We start from the raw sequence: 19,807 nt of genomic DNA on the forward strand, positions 1-19,807 counted from the left end.
CCACGCGAGAATGACCACCCAGCCGACCGCGCCCCGCATCCTGGTCGTGGACAACTACGACAGCTTCGTCTTCAACCTGGTTCAGTACCTGTACCAGCTCGGTGCCACCTGCGAGGTGGTGCGCAACGACGAGGTGACCGTCGAGCACGCCGTCCGCCGGTCCGGCGGCGAGGACGACCAGGGTTTCGACGGGGTGCTGCTCTCCCCCGGGCCCGGGGCGCCGGAGGAGGCCGGGGTCTGCATCGGGATGGTGCACCACTGCGCGGGGATCGGGCTGCCGGTGTTCGGCGTCTGCCTGGGCCTGCAGTCGATCGCGGTCGCGTACGGCGCGGTGGTCGACCGGGCACCGGAACTGCTGCACGGCAAGACCTCGCCGGTCGAGCACGAGGACGGCGGGGTGTTCGAGGGACTGCCCTCGCCGCTGACCGCCACCCGGTACCACTCGCTGGCGGTCGAACCGGCCACCGTGCCGGACGAACTGGTGGTCACCGCGCGCACCGACAGCGGCGTGATCATGGGCCTGCGGCACCGCGAACTGCCCGTCGAGGGCGTGCAGTTCCACCCCGAGTCGGTGCTCACCGAGGGCGGGCACCGGATGCTCGCCAACTGGCTGGCGGAGTGCGGCTACCCGCAGGCCGTGGACCGGTCGGCCGGGCTCGCCCCGGTGATCGGCCGGGGCTGAGCGGCGTGACCGCGCTGCGTCCGGAGGGGCGTTACCAGCCGGAGGCGGGCCCGGGCGACGGACAGCCGTACGGCGGCGCGCAGTACGGCGGCGGTCCGTACGGGGACGGCCGGTACGGCGACGGACAGCACCACGGTGACGCGGCGTACCCGCAGCCGTACCCGGCGCAGCCCGGACAGGGCGCCGCCGAGGACGCCTGGGGCGTGTACGAGCAGGCCGAGCAGCCCGCCGCGTCCGGCCCCGAGTACCCGTGGCTGCCCGACCAGACGCTCCAGCTGCGCCTGCCCCTCGACATCGGCGGGCCGGCCGTGGAACCGGCCCCGCCCACCGGTGGCCGGGCCGAGCGCCGCAGGGCCGCCCAGGGCCGGACCTCCGTGCGCGCGGGCGTCGGTCGGCGCCGGGCGAGCGGCCGGGGCGCCGGGGCGAAGGCGCGGCCCAAGGAGTCCGCGGTCGTGGTGGCCGCGCGGCTCGTCGGGGAGCTGTGCATCACGCTCGGCGTGGTGATGCTGCTCTTCGTCTCGTACCAGCTCTGGTGGACCAACGTGCAGGCCGACGCGGCCGCCGACGGCGCCCGCAACCGGCTGGAGCAGCAGTTCGACGCCGCCCTGGCGCCGCCGAAGCCCGGGCAGCCGGCTCCGGACCCGGCCAAGCCGGAGTCGTTCGAGCCCGGCAAGGGCTTCGCCATCATCTACCTGCCCAAGCTGGGGCTGAAGTTCCCGATCGCCGAGGGCACCTCCAAGCCGGCGGTGCTCGACAAGGGCCTGGTCGGCCACTACACCGGCACCGGGATGCCGGCCGACAAGGCGGGCAACTTCGCGCTGGCCGCGCACCGCAACACCCACGGCGAGCCGTTCCGGTACATCAACCAGCTCGGCAAGGGCGACAAGATCGTGGTGGAGACCGCCACCTCGTACTACACGTACGAGGTCACCAGCAGCATCCCGGAGACCTCTCCCAACAACGTGAGCGTGATCAAGCCCGTCCCCAACGGCGCCGGTTACGCGGGCGCCGGCCGGTACATCACGCTGACCACCTGCACCCCGGAGTTCACCTCCAAGTTCCGCCTCATCGTCTTTGGCAAGATGACCGAGGAACGGCCGCGCAGCCAAGGCAAGCCGGCCGCGATCACGGGCGGGTGACCGCCCGGGCACCCGGCACGAAGGGGGAGCACCGGAGATGACGGACGAGACCGCGCAGTCGGCCGAGCCGCGGGAGGAGGCCTTCCCGCCGCCCGAGGCCGGCCCCGCGCCCGCCCGGCGCGGTCGCAGTCGGGCGCTGGCCGCGCTCGGCGTCTTCGGCGAGCTGCTGATCACCCTGGGACTGGTGCTCGGCCTGTTCGTGGCCTACTCGCTGTGGTGGACCAACGTCGAGGCCGACCGCTCGGCGGCTGCGGCCTCCGACCGGCTGCGCGACACCTGGGCCGCGAGCCCGACCGGTACCCCCTCGGCGGCCCCCGGCGGGACGTCCGCCCCCGCCGCGCCGTTCGCGGCCGGGGACGCGGTCGGCTTCCTGCACGTCCCGGCGATGGGCCGGGACTACCAGGTGCTGATCCGGATGGGCACCGACAGCGACACCCTGGCCGAGGGCGTGGCGGGGGTGTACGAGCAGCCCTACCGCGCCGCGATGCCCTGGGACCAGGCCGGCAACTTCGCGCTGGCCGCCCACCGGGACGGCCACGGCGCCAAGTTCCACGACCTGGACGCGGTGCACAAGGGCGCCGCGGTCGTCGTCGAGACCAAGGACAAGTGGTACGTCTACCGGGTCGACAGCACCCTGCCGGAGACGTCCAAGTACGACACCGGCATCGTCGCGCCCGTCCCGGTCGGCTCCGGCTACACCGGCCCCGGCCGGTACATCACGCTGACCACCTGCACCCCGGTGTACACCTCGCGCTACCGGATGGCGGTCTGGGGGAGCCTGGTGCGGGTGGACGACGTGGACGCCAAGCGCACCCCGCCGCCGGAGCTGCGTCAGCCCTGAGCCCGCCGGCCGCTGCTGAGGTCCGGCTGCTGCGGCCTGGAACCCGCGGTCCGGTTGCGGTAGCCCGGCACCGAGAACGCCCGGCATCGAGAACGCCCGGCACCGAGAACGCCCGAGGGCCCGTCGCAACCGCTGCGACGGGCCCTCGGGCGTACGGCCGGACAACTCCCACCAAGCCTCAGATCCAGGGGAACCAGGGCTTAGTTGTTGTTCCCCCCTTTGGTGTTGGAGGGTGAGGGGGAGAGGGGGTCACCCCCTTTGGGCGGATCGGCCGGCTTCGTGATGAGCATCACCTGGGTGTTCGGGTCCAGCTGGGTGCCGGCGGCCGGGTTGGTGCTCACGACGATGGCGTTCGGGTCCGACGGACCGGACACCACCGTGTAGAGCAGCCCGACCTTGCTCAGCTGCGAGATGGCGTCCGACAGCTTGACGTTCTGCAGCGGCGGGACCTGGGGCTTGTCCTGCATCTTGAAGATCGTCAGCGTGATCTTCGTGTTGGCCGGGACCTTGGTGTTGGCCTGGACCGACTGCGCGGCGACGGTGTTCGCCTTGCTCTGGTCGGTGGTCTGCACCGTCTTCGAGGCGTCGACCTGGAAGCCCAGGCCCTCCAGCTGGGCCTGCGCCACCTCCTTCTGCGCGCCGCCCACGTTCGGCACGGTCACCTTCGACTTGCCCTGCGAGACGGTCAGCTTGACCGGCGCGGTCGGGTCGCCGGCGGTGCCCGCCGCCGGGTCCTGGGCGGTGACGTTCTCCTGCGGAGCGGTGTCGTCGTCCTTGTACTCGGTGGTGACGTTGGTGAAGCCGGCGTCGCCGAGCGCCTTGGTCGCCTGGTCCTTGGTCTTGCCGACCACGTTCGGCAGGGGGGCCTTGGCCGGGCCGGAGGAGAGCTGCACGGTGATGGTGCTGTTCTCCGCGACCTGGCCGCCGACGGCCGGGTTCTGGGTGCAGACCTGGTCCTTCTTGATGTTGGCGTCCGGGCAGGCGAGCTTGTCGCCCTCGGCCACCACGAGCTTGGGACCGGCCGCGGCCGCGGCCGTCTTGGCGTCCGCCAGGCTCTTGCCGACCAGGTTCGGCACGGCGACCTTCGGGGTCTCCGTGGTGCCGCCGCCGTTGCCGTTGAACATGGCCTGGGCCACGAAGAAGGTGCCGACCAGGACCAGCACGGCGGCGACCGCCAGCACGATCCAGGAGGTGTTGCTCTTCTTCGGCGGCTGCTCGCCGCGCCGGCCGCCGTCCCGGCCGTAGCCGTCGTCGTGGCCGCCGCCCGCCGGGCCGTCGGCGTAGGCCTGGCCGTAGCCGTCGTCCTGGTAGCCGCCCTGCGGGCCGTAGCCGGGCTGCGCGCCGGCCTGCGGCAGGACGGTGGTCGGGCCGCCGCCGGGCTGCTGCGGCAGCACGTTGGTCTGGCCGTACGGGTCGTGCTGCTGCGGGTAGCCGTTCTGGTCGTAGCCGTACCCGGCGCCCATGCCGTACGCGGCGGCCTGCTGGGCGGCGGCCACCGGCAGGCCGTCGAGGAAGCGCTCGATGTCGTCGCGCATCTCGTCGGCGCTCTGGTAGCGGTAGTCGCGCTCCTTGGCGAGCGCCTTCAGCACGATCGCGTCGATCTCGGGGCGGACCTCGGGATCGAAGACGGACGGCGGCTGCGCCTCCTCCCGGACGTGCTGGTAGGCCACCGCGACCGGGGAGTCGCCGACGAACGGCGGGCGGACGGTCAGCAGTTCGTAGAGCAGGCAGCCGGTGGAGTAGAGGTCGGAGCGGGCGTCGACCTGCTCGCCCTTGGCCTGCTCGGGGGAGAGGTACTGGGCGGTGCCGATGACGGCCGAGGTCTGGGTCATGGTCATCCCGGCGTCGCCCATCGCGCGGGCGATGCCGAAGTCCATGACCTTGACGTTGCCCTGCCGGGTCAGCATCACGTTGGCCGGCTTGATGTCGCGGTGCACGATGCCGGCGCGGTGCGAGTACTCCAGCGCTTGCAGGATGCCGATGGTCATCTCCAGCGCGCGCTCGGGCAGCAGCCGTCGGCCGGAGTGCAGCAGCTCGCGCAGGGTGGACCCCTCGACGTACTCCATCACGATGTACGGGATGGAGATGTTGTCGATGTAGTCCTCGCCGGTGTCGTACACGGCGACGATCGCGGGGTGGTTCAGGGACGCCGCGGACTGCGCCTCGCGGCGGAAGCGGGCCTGGAACGACGGATCCCGGGCCATGTCGGCCCGGAGCGTCTTCACTGCGACGGAACGGCCGAGCCGGGTGTCATGAGCGAGGTACACCTCGGCCATGCCGCCGCGTCCGAGGACGCCGCCGAGCTCGTACCTGCCGCCTAGGCGACGAGGCTCTTCCATAGTTCCGACCCTCTCCCTCACCTGCCGGCGAGGTTGTGACGTAGGTGTCCCCGCACGCTCTGGGTGACGCCGAGCGGGTCTCGACCGGTTCTCCGGCCGGGCCGTGCGCCGTCTCGCGGGCGGCAACGGGCACACCCGCTGCTGGCGGATACGCTACCGGTCGCACCGCATCGGACCGGAGTCGGCCGTCGGCCGATATCAGACCGGTATACCGGACGGGGTGTCGATCGTGACTTTCCACTCACGGCCGGGCCTCCTCCTCACTTGCCGAGGACGGCCTGCATCACCGCCTTGGCGATCGGGGCGGCCAGCCGGCCGCCGCTGATGCCGTCGCGATTGTTGGAGCCGTCCTCGACCACGACCGCGACCGCGACGGACTGGCCGTCGGTGGTCTTGGCCCAGGAGGTGAACCAGGCGAACGGCAGCCCGGCGTTGTCCTCGCCGTGCTGCGCGGTACCGGTCTTGCCGCCGACCTGGAGGCCGGGGATCTTGGCGTTCTTGCCGGTGCCGTTCTCCACCACCGAGACCATCAGGTCCTGCATCTTCTGCGCGGTGGCCGGGCTCATCGCCTGGGAGAACTGCTTCTCGGTGTGCTTGGAGATGGTGGTCAGCGAGGCCGAGCGCTCCTGGTCGACCAGGTACGGCTGCATCAGGCTGCCGTTGTTGGCGATCGCGGCGGACACCATGGCCATCTGCAGCGGGGTGGCGCGGGTGTCGTGCTGGCCGATCGAGTCCTGCGCGGTGCCGTCCAGGCTCGCGCTGTTCGGGAAGATGCTCTTCTCGGAACGGACCGGGGTGTCGATGGTGCTGTTGAAGCCGAACTTCTCGGCCTGCGCCCGCATCTTGTCCTTGCCGAGGTCCGCGCCCATCTTGGCGTAGACCGTGTTGCAGGACTGGTCCATCCCCGACTTGACCGTGGCGTTCCCGCACTTCTCGAGCGGCGACTCGTTGTTCAGCACCGTCTGGGTGCCCGGCAGGGTGTACGGGTCCGGCGTCGCGGTCTGGTCGTCGATGTTCTGGTACAGGCCGTTCTCGAACGCGGCGGTCGCGGTCACCAGCTTGAACGTGGAGCCGGGCGGATAGGTCTCCTTCAGCGCCCGGTTGAGCATCGGCTTGTTGGGGTCGGCGTTGAGGTCCGTCCAGGCCTTGGAGTCGCCGCTCTCGCTGCCGGCGATGGTGCCCGGGTCGTAGGACGGGGTGGAGACCAGCGCCAGGATCGCGCCGGTCTTCGGGTCGATCGCGACGGCGGCGCCCTTCTTGTCCCCCAGGCCGTCCCAGGCGGCCTTCTGGGCCTTCGCGTTGATCGTGGTGACGACGTCGCCGCCGCGCTGCTGCTCGCCGGTCAGCATGTCCAGGGTGTTGCGGAAGAACAGCCGGTCGTCGGTGCCGGAGAGGATGCCGTCCTCCAGGTTCTCCAGCTGGCTGGAGCCGAAGACCTGGGAGGAGTAGCCGGTGACCGGGGCGTACATCGGGCCGTCGACCCAGGATCGCTTGTACTTGTAGCGCAGGCCGTTGACGAAGTCGGACTTCGTGACCGGCTGGCCGCCGACGATGATGTTGCCGCGCGGGTGCGCGTACCGGTCGTACTGCTGGCGCTTGTTGTTCTTGTTGGTGGCCCAGGCATCGGCCTGGACACCCTGCACCCAGTTGGTGCGCACCATCAGGGCCAGGATCAGGACGAGGCAGAAGATCGAGACCCGGCGGATCGGCTTGTTCATCGAGCGGGTCCTCCCTGGCCCTCGGTGGCCGGGGTCGCTTCGACCCCGGGTCGGCGGGCGCTGTCGCTGATCTTCAGCAGGATCGCGACCAGCGCCCAGTTGGCGACCACGGACGACCCGCCCTGTGCGAGGAACGGCATGGTCATACCGGTGAGCGGGATCAGCCCGGTGACCCCGCCGGCCACGACGAAGACCTGCAGCGCCATCGCCGACGAGAGCCCGACGGCGAACAGCTTGCCGAACGGGTCGCGGGCCGCGAGGGCGGTGCGCAGGCCGCGCTGCACCAGCAGGGCGTACAGCAGGAAGATCGCCATCAGGCCGGTCAGCCCGAGTTCCTCGCCGAACGAGCCCAGGATGAAGTCGCTCTTCGCGGCGAAGTTGATCAGCCAGGAGCGGCCCTGGCCGAGGCCCGAGCCGGTCACCCCGCCGGAGCCGAGCGCCATCAGCGACTGGCCGATCTGCTCGGTGGCGCCCTTGGGCGGGTGTGCTCCGAAGGCGGCCATCGGGTCGAGCCAGGCGTCGATGCGGACCTTGACGTGGCTGGTGGTCATGGCGACCGCGACCGCGCCGCCGATCGACATCAGCAGGCCGAACAGGATCCAGCTGGTCCGCTCGGTGGCGACGTAGAGCATCACCACGAACAGGCCGAAGAACAGGAAGGACGTGCCGAGGTCGTTCTCGAAGACCAGGATCAGCAGGCTGAGCAGCCAGATCACGATGATCGGGCCGAGGTCGCGCCCGCGTGGCAGGTACAGGCCCATGAAGCGGCGGCTGGCCAGTGCGAGGGCGTCGCGCTTGACCATCAGGTAGCCGGCGAAGAACACCGTCAGGATGATCTTGGCGAACTCGCCGGGCTGGATGGAGAAGCCGCCCATCCGGATCCAGATCTTGGCGCCGAAGTCCTCCGCCCGGGCCGGGAAGAAGGCCGGCGCGGCGAGCAGGACCAGCGCCGCCACCATCGAGATGTAGGTGTAGCGCTGGAGCACCCGGTGATCCTTCAGGAACACCATCACGGCGATGAACAGCCCGATCCCGAGGGCCGACCACATCAGCTGGTTCCGGGCCGCCGGGAAGTTGGCGCTCAGCAGCTTTCCGGCCTTGTCGAGCCGCCAGATCATCACCACGCCGAGACCGTTCAGCAGGGTGGCGATCGGCAGCATCAGCGGGTCCGCGTACGGTGCGAAGCGGCGCACCAGCAGGTGCGCGACCAGCGCCAGCGCGCCCATGCCGAGTCCGTAGCCGACCATGCCGCTCGGCAGCGTGGAGTCCATCGCGAGCCCCACGTTGGCGTACGCGAGGATCGGCAGCACGACGGCGAAGGCCAGCAGGGCCAGCTCGGTGTTGCGCCGGTTCGGCGCGCCCTGGAGGGAGATGGTGGTGTTGGCCCGGCGCCGGGTGGCGGCGCGGTCGGTGGCCGTCCGGCGCCTGCCGGCCCGGCCGGTGTCGTCGCTCAGGTCGTAGGTGCTCACGTGGTGACCGCTCCCTGACGGCCGGCTGCCCCGCTCGGGGCGGGCCTATGTCGGATCACGGAGGTCACTGCTTCGGGCAGGAGTCGGCCCGGCTGCGCTCCTCCTCGGTCAGCCCGGACAGGTCGCCCGACGGGCCGGTGTTCGGCGCGGCGGCGTTCGGCGCCGGGGCGGACGTGCTCGGGGCGGTCGGGGTCGGGGTCGCCGGGGTCGGGGACGTGGGAGCCGCCGGGGGGCGGGTCTTCTCCCCCGGGGTGGGCGTGACGGCCAGGAACGCGGCGTGGGTGGCCTGCGCCGCCTGGGTGGCCGGAACGGTCCGGGCGTCGGCGACCTTCTTGCAGAGCTTGACCCAGCCGTCGAGCTCCTGGACGGTCGCGGTGGCGGCGCCCAGGCTGTCGGCCGCGATGGTCTTGTTGAGGTGCTCGGCCTGGTCCTGCGGCAGGTACTTGAGCTCGACGTCCTTGTACGCGGTGTGCACCGAGGACAGGCTCAGGCCGGCCAGGTTCTGGTTGATGCCCTGGTAGACCGCGACGTGGTCGCCCTGCTTGCCGACGTAGTACTGGTCCTGGGTCCACTGGTAGCCGAAGAACCCGGCACCACCGAGCAGACCGAGGGTGACCAGGACGGCCACCGAGACGGTGAGGCCCTTGCGCTTGCGCTTCGCGGGCGGCTCCTCGTCGAACTCCTCGGCGCCGTACACCGAGGGCTCGCCGGAGCCGTAGCCGTACTCGCCCTCGTAGCCCTCGGCGGGGCCGAAGCCGCCCTGGGCGGCGTCGTAGCCCTCGGCCGGGCCGAAGGCGCCCTGCGGGGCGCGGCCGAGGCCGGCGGCGCGGCCGGCCGGGGTGTCGGCGATCGAGCGGTCCGCGGCGGCCGAGGACGGCGGGGTGTCGGCGACCGCGCCGACCACCACCGGCACGTCGTTGTACTGGCCGCTCGTGGTGTCCGTGGCACCGACGTCGATGACGTCCGCCACGATGCAGGTGATGTTGTCCGGACCGCCGCCGCGCAGCGCGAGCTGGATCAGCTCCTGCACGGTCTGCTCGGGCGAGTAGTAGCTGCCGAGGGTGTCCTGGAGGGTCTGGTGGCTGACCGGGCCGGAGAGGCCGTCGGAGCAGATCAGGTAGCGGTCGCCGGCGCGGACCTCGCGGATCGACAGGTCGGGCTCGACCTGGCCGCGGCCGTCGAGCGCCCGCATCAGCAGCGAGCGCTGCGGGTGGGTCTCGGCCTCCTCCGGCGTGATCCGGCCCTCGTCGACCAGGCGCTGCACCCAGGTGTGGTCCTGGGTGATCTGCACCAGCGAGCCGTCGCGCAGCAGGTAGGCGCGGGAGTCGCCGACGTGCACCATGCCCATCCGCTGGCCGGTCCAGAGCATGGCGGTCAGCGTGCAGCCCATGCCCTCCAGCTGCGGGTCCTCCTCGACCATCTGCCGGAGCCGGTCGTTGGCGCCCTGGACGGCGTCGCCCAGCAGGGTCAGCAGGTCGGCGCCCGGCACGTCCTCGTCCAGTCGGACGATCGAGCCGAGCACCTCGGAGGACGCGACCTCGCCGGCCGCGGCGCCGCCCATGCCGTCGGCCACGGCCAGCAGCCGCGGCCCGGCGTAGCCGGAGTCCTCGTTCCCCTCCCGGATCAGTCCCTTGTGGGAGCCGGCGGCGAAGCGCAGCACCAGGGTCATGCGACCTGTGCCCCCCTCTGGGTCATGGACGGGATGCTGTCCCTCATGCGCTACTACTTCCGCAGTTCGATGACGGTCCTGCCGATACGGATCGGCATGCCCGGCTGGAGCGGGGTGGGCGCGGTCAGGCGCTGCCGGTCCAGATAGGTGCCGTTGGTGGAGCCTAGATCCTCGACCGTCCACTGCCCAGTCTGATCCGGATAGATCCTGGCATGCCGGGAGGACGCGTAGTCGTCGTCCAGCACGATGGTGGAGTCGTGCGCGCGGCCCAGGGTGATGGTCTGGCCCTGGAGCGCCACGGTGGTGCCGGCCAGCGAGCCCTGCACCACCACGAGCTGGGTCGGGGCGCCGCGACGGCGGCCGCCGCCCTGGGTCTGGCCCGCCGCTCCGGCGGCCGGGGCCTGTGCGGCGCGCCCGGCGGCCGGAGCGGCGGCGGCGCCGCCCGGAGCGGCGTTGGCACCACGACGGGAGGAGCGGGGGTTCACCTTGGTCCCGAACAGGTCGCTGCGGATCACCTGGATCGCGACGATGACGAACAGCCACAGCACGGCCAGGAAGCCCAGCCGCATGACCGTGAGGGTCAGTTCTGACATGGCCGGCCCGCCTGTCGGTGAGCGAGGCGCGCGAACAACTCGGACACTACCCTTCGACCTGTCGGTAGACGATGGTGGTGGAGCCCACGACGATGCGGGAGCCGTCGCGGAGCGTAGCGCGCTGGGTGTGCTGTCCGTCCACCACGATGCCGTTGGTGGATCCCAGGTCGAGAACCATCGAAGGGGTGCCGGGGCGGATCTCGGCGTGCTTGCGGGAGACCCCGGGGTCGTCGATCCGCACGTCCGCCTCGGTCGAGCGGCCGAGCACGCAGGCCGCGCCGGTGATCTGGTGGCGGGCGCCGTTCACCTCGATCCAGCGGCGGACCGAGGCGCCGTGGCCGGCGCCGGGGAAGGCGCGGACGTTGCCGCCGGACGTCGCGGGCGGGCCCGGGGGCATCGCCGGGGGCGCGGCCGGCGGCGGGGGCGCGCCGTACTGGCCGGCGCCGGTCTGCTGCCACGGTGCGCCGGGGGCCGGCGCGGCCGGCTGGCGGTCGTAGCCGGACTGCTGCGGGGCGTACTGCTGGGGCTCCTCGGCCGCCAGGGTGCGGCTGCGCACCCGGTACAGGCCGGTGTCCAGGTCGTCGGCCTTCTCCAGGTTCACCTGGAGCGGGCCCATGAAGCTGTACCGCTGGGCCTCCGCGTACTCGCGGACCATGCCGGCCAGCTCGGCGCCCAGCTGCCCGGAGTAGGGGCTGAGCCGCTCGTGGTCGTGCGGGCTCAGCTCGACGATGAAGTCGTTCGGCACGACGGTGCGGTCGCGGTTCCAGATGCTCGCGTTGTTGTCGCACTCGCGCTGCAGCGCACCGGCGATCTCCACGGGCTGGACCTCGGACTTGAACACCTTGGCGAAGGTGCCGTTGACGAGACCCTCAAGCCGCTGTTCGAACTTCTTCAGCACTCCCATGGGACACCCCCTTCCAGGGTTCGTTCGCCTGCCTGCCGACCGGATCCCGCCGGGAGTCGGTCGTGCCTACTTGCGGTACTTCCGTACTGATCGTATCCACGCCGGGCCCTTCCGTACGGTTCCCGGACAGCGTGGTGCCCGGGGGTGGGCTCGGACACACAGGGTGACGCATGCCGGGTACGGCACGCCAGGTGTGCCCGCCCGGATGGGCTCCCGTCACTCGCTCGCCCGTTCGTCGTGCATCCGTTCGGATGCGCTTCGTCCCGCCGGAGAACGGATTCGGAGCGGCCCCCCGGGTCGTGCTACTGTTTTCCACGTCGGAAGGGCCGCCCACCAGGGAGGCCGGTCCAAGGGAACGCGAAGACCACATGGTACCGAGCGGTTCGGAAGATCGGTCGGCAACGAAGACGACACCCATGCGCGGGTGGCGGAATAGGCAGACGCGCTGGATTCAGGTTCCAGTGCCCGAAAGGGCGTGGGGGTTCAACTCCCCCCTCGCGCACAGCGAAGCCCCGCAGATCTACGGATCTGCGGGGCTTTCTCGTTGTCCCGGTCAGGAACGGGTGGCGGGCAGCTCGGCGCGGACCTCGAAGCCGCCGTCCTGGGTGGGGCCGGCGCTGAGCGAGCCGCCCAGCAACTGCGCGCGCTCGCGCAGGCCGACCAGGCCGTGGCCGCCGCCCGGCAGGATCTCGTCCGGGTGGACCGGGGGCGCGTCGTTGCGCACCTCGACCCGCAGTCGGCGCCCCTTCGCCCGGACCTTCACGTGCACCGCCGCCTCCGGGGCGTACTTGGTGATGTTGGTGAGCGCCTCCTGGACGGTGCGGTAGGCGGCCCGCTCGACCGCCTCCGGCCACGGGCGGTCACCGGGGTTCAGTTCGGTGTCGGCGGCCAGCCCGCTCTCCGCGATCAGCCGGGGCAGGTCGGCCAGCCGGGGCTGCGGGGCGAGCGGGGCGTCCGGGCGCGGGCTCGCGGTGCTGCGCAGCACCCCGACCATCTGGCGCAGCTCGTCGAGGGTGCGGACGGCCAGTTCGCGGATGGTGCGGGCGGTGGCCGCGGCGGCCGGGTCGCCGGTGCTCACCTGGAGCGCGCCGGCCTGGATGCTGATCAGGCTGACCTGGTGCGAGACCACGTCGTGCATCTCCCGGGCGAGCCGGCCGCGCTCGCTGATCAGCACCCGTTCGGCGAGCAGCCGGCTCTCCCGCTCCTGGCCGCGGGTCAGCTCGTCGAGCCGGGCGGCCAGCTCCCGCCGGGTGCGGGCGAGCAGCCCGGTGGCGGCCGGGCCGGCGGCCAGCATCACCGACTGGATGGCGTAGAGCGCGGTGTCCCGGCTGAGTTCGAGGGTCTGCTCGGACAGCGGCCAGTGGAAGAACTCGACCAGCGTGAACAGGGTCGCGCAGGGGATGACGATCCGCGGGCGGGGGCGCTCGGCGGCCACCGTGTAGACGGCGGTGATCGGGGCCAGCCAGATGTCGTCGACGTAGCTGCCGGGCATGGTGAGCAGCAGCGCCGCCACCGGGAAGCGGCGGCGCCAGAGCAGGGCGACGGCGGCCAGCGTGGAGAGCGCGATCTGCCACCACGGGGAGTTCCGGGCCACCAGGGCGGCGTCCAGGAGGGAGTAGAGGGCGGGCAGCAGCAGCATCAGCCAGGGGGCGGTGCACCAGCCCGGGAGCCGTCTGGACGGCAGCTGTTCGGTGGCCGTCATGCCCCGTCGCCGGGTTTCGGCCGGACCAGCCCGGCCCGGTGGGCGAGCACCGCCGCCTGGACCCGGTTGGCCGCGCCGAGCTTGCCGAGGATCGCGCTGATGTGGTCCTTGACGGTGCCGGTGCCGAGGAAGAGCCGGTCGGCGATCTCGGCGTTGGACAGTCCCTCGCCGAGCAGGGCCAGCACGTCGAGCTCCCGGCCGGTGAGGGTGCGGGCGAGCGAGGTGGCCTCGGCGTCCGGGCCGCCGCCGTCCACGTAGCCGCCGATCACGGTGCGGGTCACGGTCGGGGACAGGATGTTGCCGCCGGCCGCGAGCACCCGGACGGCGTGGACCAGCTGCTCGGGGGCGGTGTCCTTGAGCAGGAAGCCGGCGGCGCCGGCCCGCAGCGCGGTGCCGATGTACTCGTCGCTGTCGAAGGTGGTGAGCATCGCCACGGCGGGCGGGTCCGGCAGGGCGCGCAGCCGGCGCAGCACCGAGATGCCGTCGAGGTCCGGCATCCGGATGTCGAGGAGCACCACGTGCGGGCGCAGGCGCTGGACGTGCTCCTCGGCCTGGCCGCCGGAGCAGTCGCCGACGACGTCCAGGTCGGGGGCGGAGCCGACGATGAGGCCCAGGCCGGAGCGGACCAGGATCTCGTCGTCCACGATCAGCACGCGGGTGTCGGTGATGGTGCCTCCTCGGTTCTGGCGGCCGGGGTCGGGCGGTCCGCGCGGGTCGTTTCGAGGGTAGGGGTAGCCGGGGTGGGGCGCCGAACGGATGGCGGTCCTCACCCCCGCCACATGGCGGGGGTCGGAATCCGCTACCCGGTTCACGCAATTCTCAGGCCGGGTGGGGAACCATGGAGTTGGCTGCCCTTTGTCGGCCTGCTCCATTCAGTGGGCGCCCGGTCGAGGTGAGGGCCGCCGGTCAGTCCGTCGGGCCCCCTGCGGGCACCCGTCGCCGGGCCGTGTGCGGATGCGCCCCACCATCTGATCGTTTGGAATTGAGCTGTGTCGTCCACTGTGAAGTCGGAGCCTTCCGCCACGTCCACCGGGCCCCGGCCCGTCGGCGTGCTCGACCGCTGGCGCCCGCGGGCCGCCGCCGTCTCCGTGTGGTACCTCCGGCTGCTGGCGCTGCTGAACGTGGCGACGGTGCTGCTGGTGCCGTGGGGGAACCAGGTCAACGAGCACAACGAGGGTGAGTACTTCACCCCGTACCTGATGACCTCGGGTCTGGCCAGCGCGGTGCTGGCGGTCTTCCTGGCCATCGCGATGCGGCGGCGCAAGCGGGCCGCCTGGATCTTCAACGCGGCCCTGGCCAGCATGTTCGCGGTGCTGTACCTGCTGGCCATGGTGATGCCCGGCGAGCGGTTCAAGGACCACCCGCTCAACTACATCTCCACCGTGCTGACCTGCCTGTTCGTCCTGGCGCTGGTCATCGGGCGGAAGGACTTCACGTCCAAGGGCGACCGCTCCAACCCGAAGACCGCGGCGGCCACCTTCGTCGGCGGGCTGCTGTTCGGCGGGGTCGTCGGCGCGCTGCTGGTCTGGGCGACCAACGGGCTCGGCGGCGCGGGCTTCTGGGACCTCTTCCGCTACTCCGTCGGCCGGATGATCACGATCAACCCCTCGGAGCACCTGCGCTCGGTGATCTCCTCGCCGACCTGGGTCAACGCGGCGATCAACGCGATGGGCGCGGTGCTCTTCCTGCTGGTGCTCTACGTGGCCTTCCGCAGCCCGCGCGGCAAGGAGCTGCTGAACCCCGAGGACGAGGCGAAGCTGCGCTCGCTGCTGGACAAGCAGGGCGAGCGGGACTCGCTCGGCTACTTCGCGCTGCGCCGGGACAAGGCGGTGATCTTCTCCCCCAGCGGCAAGGCGGCGGTGACCTACCGGGTGATCGGCGGGGTCTCGCTGGCCTCGGGCGACCCGATCGGCGACCCGGAGGCCTGGCCGGGCGCGATCGACTCCTGGCTGGCCGAGGCCCGCGAGCACGCCTGGGCGCCGGCCGTGATGGGCGCCTCCGAGGAGGCCGGCGTGATCTACGCCCGGCACGGGCTGGACGCGCTGGAGCTGGGCGACGAGGCGATCGTCGAGCTGGACGAGTTCTCGCTGGACGGCCGGGCGATGCGGGTGGTCCGCCAGGCGTACAACCGGGTCAAGCGGGCCGGGTACACGGTGCGGATCCGCCGGCACGAGGACATCCCCGAGTGCGAGATGGCCGAACTGGTGGCCAAGGCCGACCAGTGGCGCGACGGGGCGACCGAGCGCGGCTTCTCGATGGCGCTCGGCCGGCTCGGCGACCCGGGCGACGGCCGCTGCGTGATGCTGGAGTGCCACGACGGCGACGGCGAGCTCAAGGCGCTGCTGAGCTTCGTCCCGTGGGGCCCGGACGGGCTCTCGCTGGACCTGATGCGCCGGGCCCGGGACACCGAGAACGGCCTGATGGAGTTCATGGTCATCGAGCTGCTGCAGCGTGCCGAGGAGGTCGGGCTGAAGCGGGTGTCGCTGAACTTCGCGATGTTCCGCTCGGTCTTCGAGCGCGGTTCGCGGCTCGGGGCCGGCCCGGTGCTGCGGTTGTGGCGTTCCGTCCTGGGCTTCTTCTCGCGCTGGTGGCAGATCGAGTCGCTGTACCGCGCGAACGCCAAGTACCGGCCGATCTGGGAGCCCCGCTACCTGCTGTTCGAGAAGAGCAGCGAGATCCCGCGGATCGGCATCGCCAGCGCGCGGGCCGAGGGCTTCATCGTCGCGCCGAGCCTGCCCGCCCTGTTCCGCCGCCGGCACTCCGGGGCCGCCGTGGTGGCGCCCCGGCTCCCGGTCGCGGCGCGGGACGGGAAGGGGTAGCCCTCCGCCGGGGGGCGGAGGGGACCGGGCGGTCGGATAGGGGGTGACGTCAGGGATATCCCTCCCCCCAGAGGATGACCCTGATCCGCATCTATGCCGATGTGGATTTGTTAAGAGGCTTCTAATGTGGGAGTAGCTCAGAAAGTTCGGGGATTCGGGAGTAACGGTTGTGATGGACAGGACCCACGCGGGGGGCGTGCGGGAGGGGTCGCTGGCACTGGCCAGATCGGCCGCTGTCGCCGAGTGGGGGACGTTGTACGCGACGGTGCGGGACGCGGTGGTGCGCAAGAAGTTCGCCGCCGTTCCGATGGCCACGGCGGCGACGTTTCTGATCCTCCTGTTCAGCATCACCCAGCACCTGCCGGGCGGTGAGCACTTCGTCAACCGCATCGGGGTGGTGAAGGCGGCGCTGCCGCTGGACGTCTCGCTGCTGCGGACCCCGCTCTCGCTGTACGTGCCGGCGCTGGACCTGCCGGTCTGGGGCGCGCTGGCCCAGGTGTTCGTGGTCTTCGGCGTCGCCGAGATCGTGCTCGGCCGGCGGATGACCCTGGTGGTGGCCTACACCTGCACCCTGGCGGGCACGCTGTTCGCCCGGATCGGCGTGGCGCTCGGCCCGGGCCACCTGTTCGGCTTCCCGAAGTGGGTCGCCTACGTGCGGGACACCGGGCCGTCGGCCGCGGTGGTGGCGCTGGCGATCTGCATCGCGTTCCGCTGCCGGGCCTGGTTCACCGCCGGCCTGGTGGTGGTCATGATGGTCGGCGAGGCGGTCGTGCTGCCGAACCTCGCCGGGCTGGAGCACGTGGTCGCGGTGACCACCGCGCTGCTGCTCGCCGTCTCGGTCGAGGTGTTCGGGGACTTCTGGCCGCGGGTGCTGGCCGGGGTCGGGGCCGCCACCTCGGTGGCCGCGGCCGCGTCGCGGGAGGTCGCGGTGGAGGCCCGGCGGCGCCCGGCGGGCGCGCTCGTCCCCTGATCCACACACCGTCTGACGGCCGTCGGGCAGCCGGCCGTCAGGCGTGCGGCAGGGGGAGTTCGAACCAGACCACCTTGCCGACCGCCTTGCGGGCGGTGCCCCAGCGTTCGGCGAGCTTGGTCACCAGGGTGAGACCGCGGCCGGTCTCGCCCAACTGTTCGGCCGGTTCCAGCGACGGCAGGTTGTGGTTGTCGTCGCTGACCTCCACCAGCAGCTTGTCCACCCGGATCAGCTGGAGCTGGACGCGGTCCCGGGCCACCCGGACGGCGTTCGTGACCAGCTCGCTGACCAGCAGCTCGGTGATGTCGCTGAGCGCCTCCAGGTGCCAGCCGGCCAGCTGCTCGCGGACCAGCGAGCGGGCCCGGCGCACCTCGCGGTGGTCCACCCTGAGGTCCCAGGTGGCCACCTCGGACGGGGCGACCCCGTCGAAGCGGGCCACCAGCAGGGCGACGTCGTCCTTCCGGTCGTCCGAGTGCAGCCGCTTGAGCACCACGTCGCAGGCCTGCTCGGGGCTCTGCAGTGGGTCGATCAGATTGCCGCAGAGCGCTGCCAGGCCCGCTCCTATGTCGCCGCCCCGGACCTCGACCAGGCCGTCGGTGCACAGCACCAGCATCGAGCCGTCCGAGACGTCGATGGTCTTGGCGACGAACGGCACCCCGCCGACCCCGATCGGCGCGCCGGCCGGGATCTCCAGCAGCTCGCCGGAGCCGTCCGGGTGCACCAGCACCGGCGGGACGTGGCCGGCGCTGGCCAGCTCGCAGGTCCGGTTGATCGGGTCGTAGACCGCGTACAGGCAGGTGGCGAGGTGGTCGTCGCCGAGCTTGTGGGCCAGGTTGTCCAGGTGCCGCAGCAGTTGGCCGGGTGGCAGGTCGAGTGCGGCGAGGGTCTGCATGGCCGTCCGGAAGCGGCCCATCGCGGCCGCCGAGTGCAGGCCGTGGCCCATCACGTCGCCGACCACCAGGGCGACCCGGCTGCCGGGCAGCTGGATCGCGTCGAACCAGTCGCCGCCGACCTCGGCCTTCGGGTCGCCCGGCAGGTAGCGGTGGGCGATCTGGACGCCGGGGATCTGCGGCGGGCGGGTCGGGATCATCGAGCGCTGGAGGGTGGTGGCCACCCTGGCCTCGGCGCGGTGCAGCCGGGCGTTGTCCAGGGAGAGCGCGGCGCGGACGGCCAGCTCCTTGAGCGTGGCGGCGTCGCTCTCGTCGAAGGGGGCGCGGTCCGGCAGCCGGAGCAGCTTGAGGATGCCCAGTACGGTGCCCCGGGCGGACAGCGGCACCACCAGCATCGAGCGGCCGGAGACCACCGGGGCCAGCCGGGCTCCGCCGAGCGCGATCGCGTAGTCGACCGCGACGTCCGCGCTGATCACCGGGACCAGGACCGGCTGGTTCAGCTGCAGGGCCATCCCCGGCGGGGTGCGGCGCGGCATGCTGACCAGCGAGCCCTCGGACAGCACGTGGTCCCAGGCGCCGCCGGTCTCGTTGTAGACCAGGGCGACCCGGCGGAGCATGGTGTCGTCGTCCGGGCGGGCGGCCGGCAGCTCGGATTCGGAGATCAGCCCGTCCACCAGGTCCACGCAGGCGAAGTCGGCGACCCGGGGGACCAGCACCTGGCAGAGCTCGTGCGCGGTGAAGCCGAGGTCCAGGGTGGTGCCGACCTTGCCGCCGACCTCGTTCAGCAGCGCCAGCTGCTCGCCGGCCTGCCCGTTGGTCAGGAACGGGCTCAGCCGCCCGGACTGGGCGCCCTCGGCGCCGGCGGGGGCGGAAGGGGCCCGGTTGGCGCGGCGGGGTGGACGGCCGTGGGCGGACGGTTCGGCGGCGGCCGGCTCGATGGCGGCTCCTCCTCCGGTCGGGGACGGGGCGGTCGGGGACGGGGCGGTCGGGGCCGGGGTGGTCGGTGGGACGCCCGCCGGGGCGCCGGCGGCGCCGGACGGCTGGGCGGCCGCGGACCGCTCGGCGGTCTCGCGCTGGGCCGGCAGCGGGCCGGTCGGCCGCCCCCGGACCGTCCGGGCCGGGGGCGCGGACTGCTCGGGCTGCGGCGGCGGGCCGACCCGGGCGGCGCGCTGCTGGGCGGTCGGGTAGCGGCGGCCGAGTCCGGCGGCGGCGTGCGCGGCGGCGGCCTGCGGGTCGGCGGGCAGGACCGGCAGCACGGTGGCCGGGTCCAGCCGCAGAGCGGGCAGACCGGCCTGGTCCAGCACGTCGAGCAGCAGCGCCCGGCGGTCGGCCGAACCGGCCGGCAGCAGCCCGGCCAGCCGGTCGGCCGACAGCAGACCGGCGCGCAGCCGGCCGGGCGGGGTCAGGGCCGCGCCCAGCCGGTGGAAGCCGCCCCGGGCGGGCGGGGCGGCGGCGAACGGCAGCAGCCGCTCGCCGAGTGCGAGCCGGGGGCCGGCGGTGCGCAGCGGCCGGGCGTCGGCGGCGAGGGCGAGCAGGCCGCCGAACGGGTCGGGCAGCGGCCAGGCCCACCAGAGCACGTCGCGCAGGTGCTCCTCGCGGTCGATGACGGCCAGCTGGCTGGCCCAGGGGCGCCCGTCGGCGGTCAGCGCGGCCAGGGTGTCCAGGGCGTCGCAGCGGCGGCGCACGACGGACCCGGCGGCCTGGCCGGGGGCGGCGAGCGGTTCCACGGCGGGCAGCAGTCCGCTGGCCGGCCGGTCGTGGGCGACCTCGGCGCGGTGCCCGAACAGTTCCTCGGCGGCCCGGCTCCACTGGGCGATCCGTCCGGTCCGGTCGACCAGGACGAGGGCGAGCCGGACCAGGGCGGCCACGCCGGCCGGGTGGTCACCCGGTACGGCCTCGGCGCCCGCCGGACGCGGTGTGGAGTTGGACTCGGCCACCATGGATTCGGTCTGCTCCCGCCTGGCCGCCACGCCTGGAGGCGGCCGTCTCTCCGGAGGAAGGCACGCTGTGCGGAAACCCGGGGCGTGTCTTGTGGATCGTGCCGGGCTTGAGGGCGTGTCTGAACGAGTCCG

General features: G+C 72.5%; 14 protein-coding genes and 1 tRNA gene. 6 read left to right on the top strand and 9 right to left on the bottom strand.

Annotation, left to right across the window (positions count from 1 at the left end; translation table 11 throughout):
* Nucleotides 1-10: 10 nt before the first annotated feature.
* From AC07AL_RS23690 to AC07AL_RS23700, 3 genes are read left to right on the top strand one after another with little or no spacing between them, the layout of a single operon-like run.
* A complete protein-coding gene (locus tag AC07AL_RS23690) occupies nt 11-682 on the top strand; it encodes an aminodeoxychorismate/anthranilate synthase component II (protein ID WP_063348449.1) in 672 nt (223 codons plus the stop codon).
* A gap of 5 nt (nt 683-687) precedes the next feature.
* On the top strand, nt 688-1,821 hold the full coding sequence (locus AC07AL_RS23695; RefSeq protein WP_400985511.1) for a class E sortase: 1,134 nt from the start codon (nt 688-690) through the stop codon (nt 1,819-1,821).
* 37 nt (nt 1,822-1,858) lie between these two features.
* On the top strand, nt 1,859-2,662 hold the full coding sequence (locus AC07AL_RS23700; RefSeq protein WP_363587978.1) for a class E sortase: 804 nt from the start codon (nt 1,859-1,861) through the stop codon (nt 2,660-2,662).
* Nucleotides 2,663-2,862: 200 nt separating this feature from the next.
* On the opposite strand, the gene pknB is transcribed toward AC07AL_RS23700, so the two are convergent.
* The 6 genes from pknB to AC07AL_RS23730 all read right to left on the bottom strand — a co-directional run bounded on the left by pknB (nt 2,863) and on the right by AC07AL_RS23730 (nt 11,354).
* Entirely contained in the window at nt 2,863-5,001 is a 2,139-nt protein-coding gene (gene pknB, locus AC07AL_RS23705; RefSeq protein ID WP_363587980.1) for a Stk1 family PASTA domain-containing Ser/Thr kinase, read from the bottom strand.
* Between the two features lie 260 nt (nt 5,002-5,261).
* Nucleotides 5,262-6,719: a peptidoglycan D,D-transpeptidase FtsI family protein gene (locus AC07AL_RS23710; RefSeq protein ID WP_363587982.1), complete on the bottom strand. Its 1,458-nt coding sequence runs from the start codon at nt 6,717-6,719 to the stop codon at nt 5,262-5,264.
* On the bottom strand, nt 6,716-8,092 hold the full coding sequence (locus AC07AL_RS23715) for an FtsW/RodA/SpoVE family cell cycle protein (protein WP_363588014.1): 1,377 nt from the start codon (nt 8,090-8,092) through the stop codon (nt 6,716-6,718). The genes AC07AL_RS23710 and AC07AL_RS23715 overlap by 4 nt, the downstream gene beginning before the upstream one ends.
* Before the next feature lie 160 nt (nt 8,093-8,252).
* Nucleotides 8,253-9,857 (bottom strand): PP2C family protein-serine/threonine phosphatase, encoded by a 1,605-nt coding sequence (locus AC07AL_RS23720; RefSeq protein ID WP_363619390.1) that lies wholly within the window; start codon nt 9,855-9,857, stop codon nt 8,253-8,255.
* Between the two features lie 53 nt (nt 9,858-9,910).
* On the bottom strand, nt 9,911-10,450 hold the full coding sequence (locus AC07AL_RS23725) for an FHA domain-containing protein FhaB/FipA (protein WP_363587986.1): 540 nt from the start codon (nt 10,448-10,450) through the stop codon (nt 9,911-9,913).
* A 46-nt stretch (nt 10,451-10,496) separates the two neighbouring features.
* A complete protein-coding gene (locus tag AC07AL_RS23730; RefSeq protein WP_363587988.1) occupies nt 10,497-11,354 on the bottom strand; it encodes a DUF3662 and FHA domain-containing protein in 858 nt (285 codons plus the stop codon).
* 418 nt (nt 11,355-11,772) lie between these two features.
* On the opposite strand from AC07AL_RS23730, the gene AC07AL_RS23735 reads away from it, so the two are divergent.
* Nucleotides 11,773-11,856: transfer RNA gene (locus tag AC07AL_RS23735), tRNA-Leu, on the top strand.
* Nucleotides 11,857-11,907: 51 nt separating this feature from the next.
* Here AC07AL_RS23735 and AC07AL_RS23740 read toward each other — a convergent pair.
* Both AC07AL_RS23740 and AC07AL_RS23745 read right to left on the bottom strand, forming a co-directional pair.
* Entirely contained in the window at nt 11,908-13,056 is a 1,149-nt protein-coding gene (locus AC07AL_RS23740; protein WP_363587990.1) for a sensor histidine kinase, read from the bottom strand.
* Entirely contained in the window at nt 13,053-13,724 is a 672-nt protein-coding gene (locus tag AC07AL_RS23745; RefSeq protein WP_363588016.1) for a response regulator transcription factor, read from the bottom strand. The genes AC07AL_RS23740 and AC07AL_RS23745 overlap by 4 nt, the downstream gene beginning before the upstream one ends.
* A gap of 321 nt (nt 13,725-14,045) precedes the next feature.
* Between AC07AL_RS23745 and AC07AL_RS23750 the strand changes: the two genes are divergently transcribed.
* Nucleotides 14,046-15,875: a phosphatidylglycerol lysyltransferase domain-containing protein gene (locus tag AC07AL_RS23750; RefSeq protein ID WP_400327283.1), complete on the top strand. Its 1,830-nt coding sequence runs from the start codon at nt 14,046-14,048 to the stop codon at nt 15,873-15,875.
* 172 nt (nt 15,876-16,047) lie between these two features.
* Complete coding sequence (locus tag AC07AL_RS23755; protein WP_363587992.1) at nt 16,048-16,845, top strand: hypothetical protein; 798 nt, start codon at nt 16,048-16,050, stop codon at nt 16,843-16,845.
* A 37-nt stretch (nt 16,846-16,882) separates the two neighbouring features.
* Here AC07AL_RS23755 and AC07AL_RS23760 read toward each other — a convergent pair whose 3' ends face one another.
* The gene (locus AC07AL_RS23760; RefSeq protein ID WP_478318086.1) at nt 16,883-19,705 is read right to left on the bottom strand and encodes a SpoIIE family protein phosphatase; all 2,823 of its coding nucleotides are present in this window, start codon (nt 19,703-19,705) and stop codon (nt 16,883-16,885) included.
* Nucleotides 19,706-19,807 lie beyond the last annotated feature (102 nt).

It is taken from the genome of Kitasatospora sp. NPDC043949, from assembly GCF_056435365.1.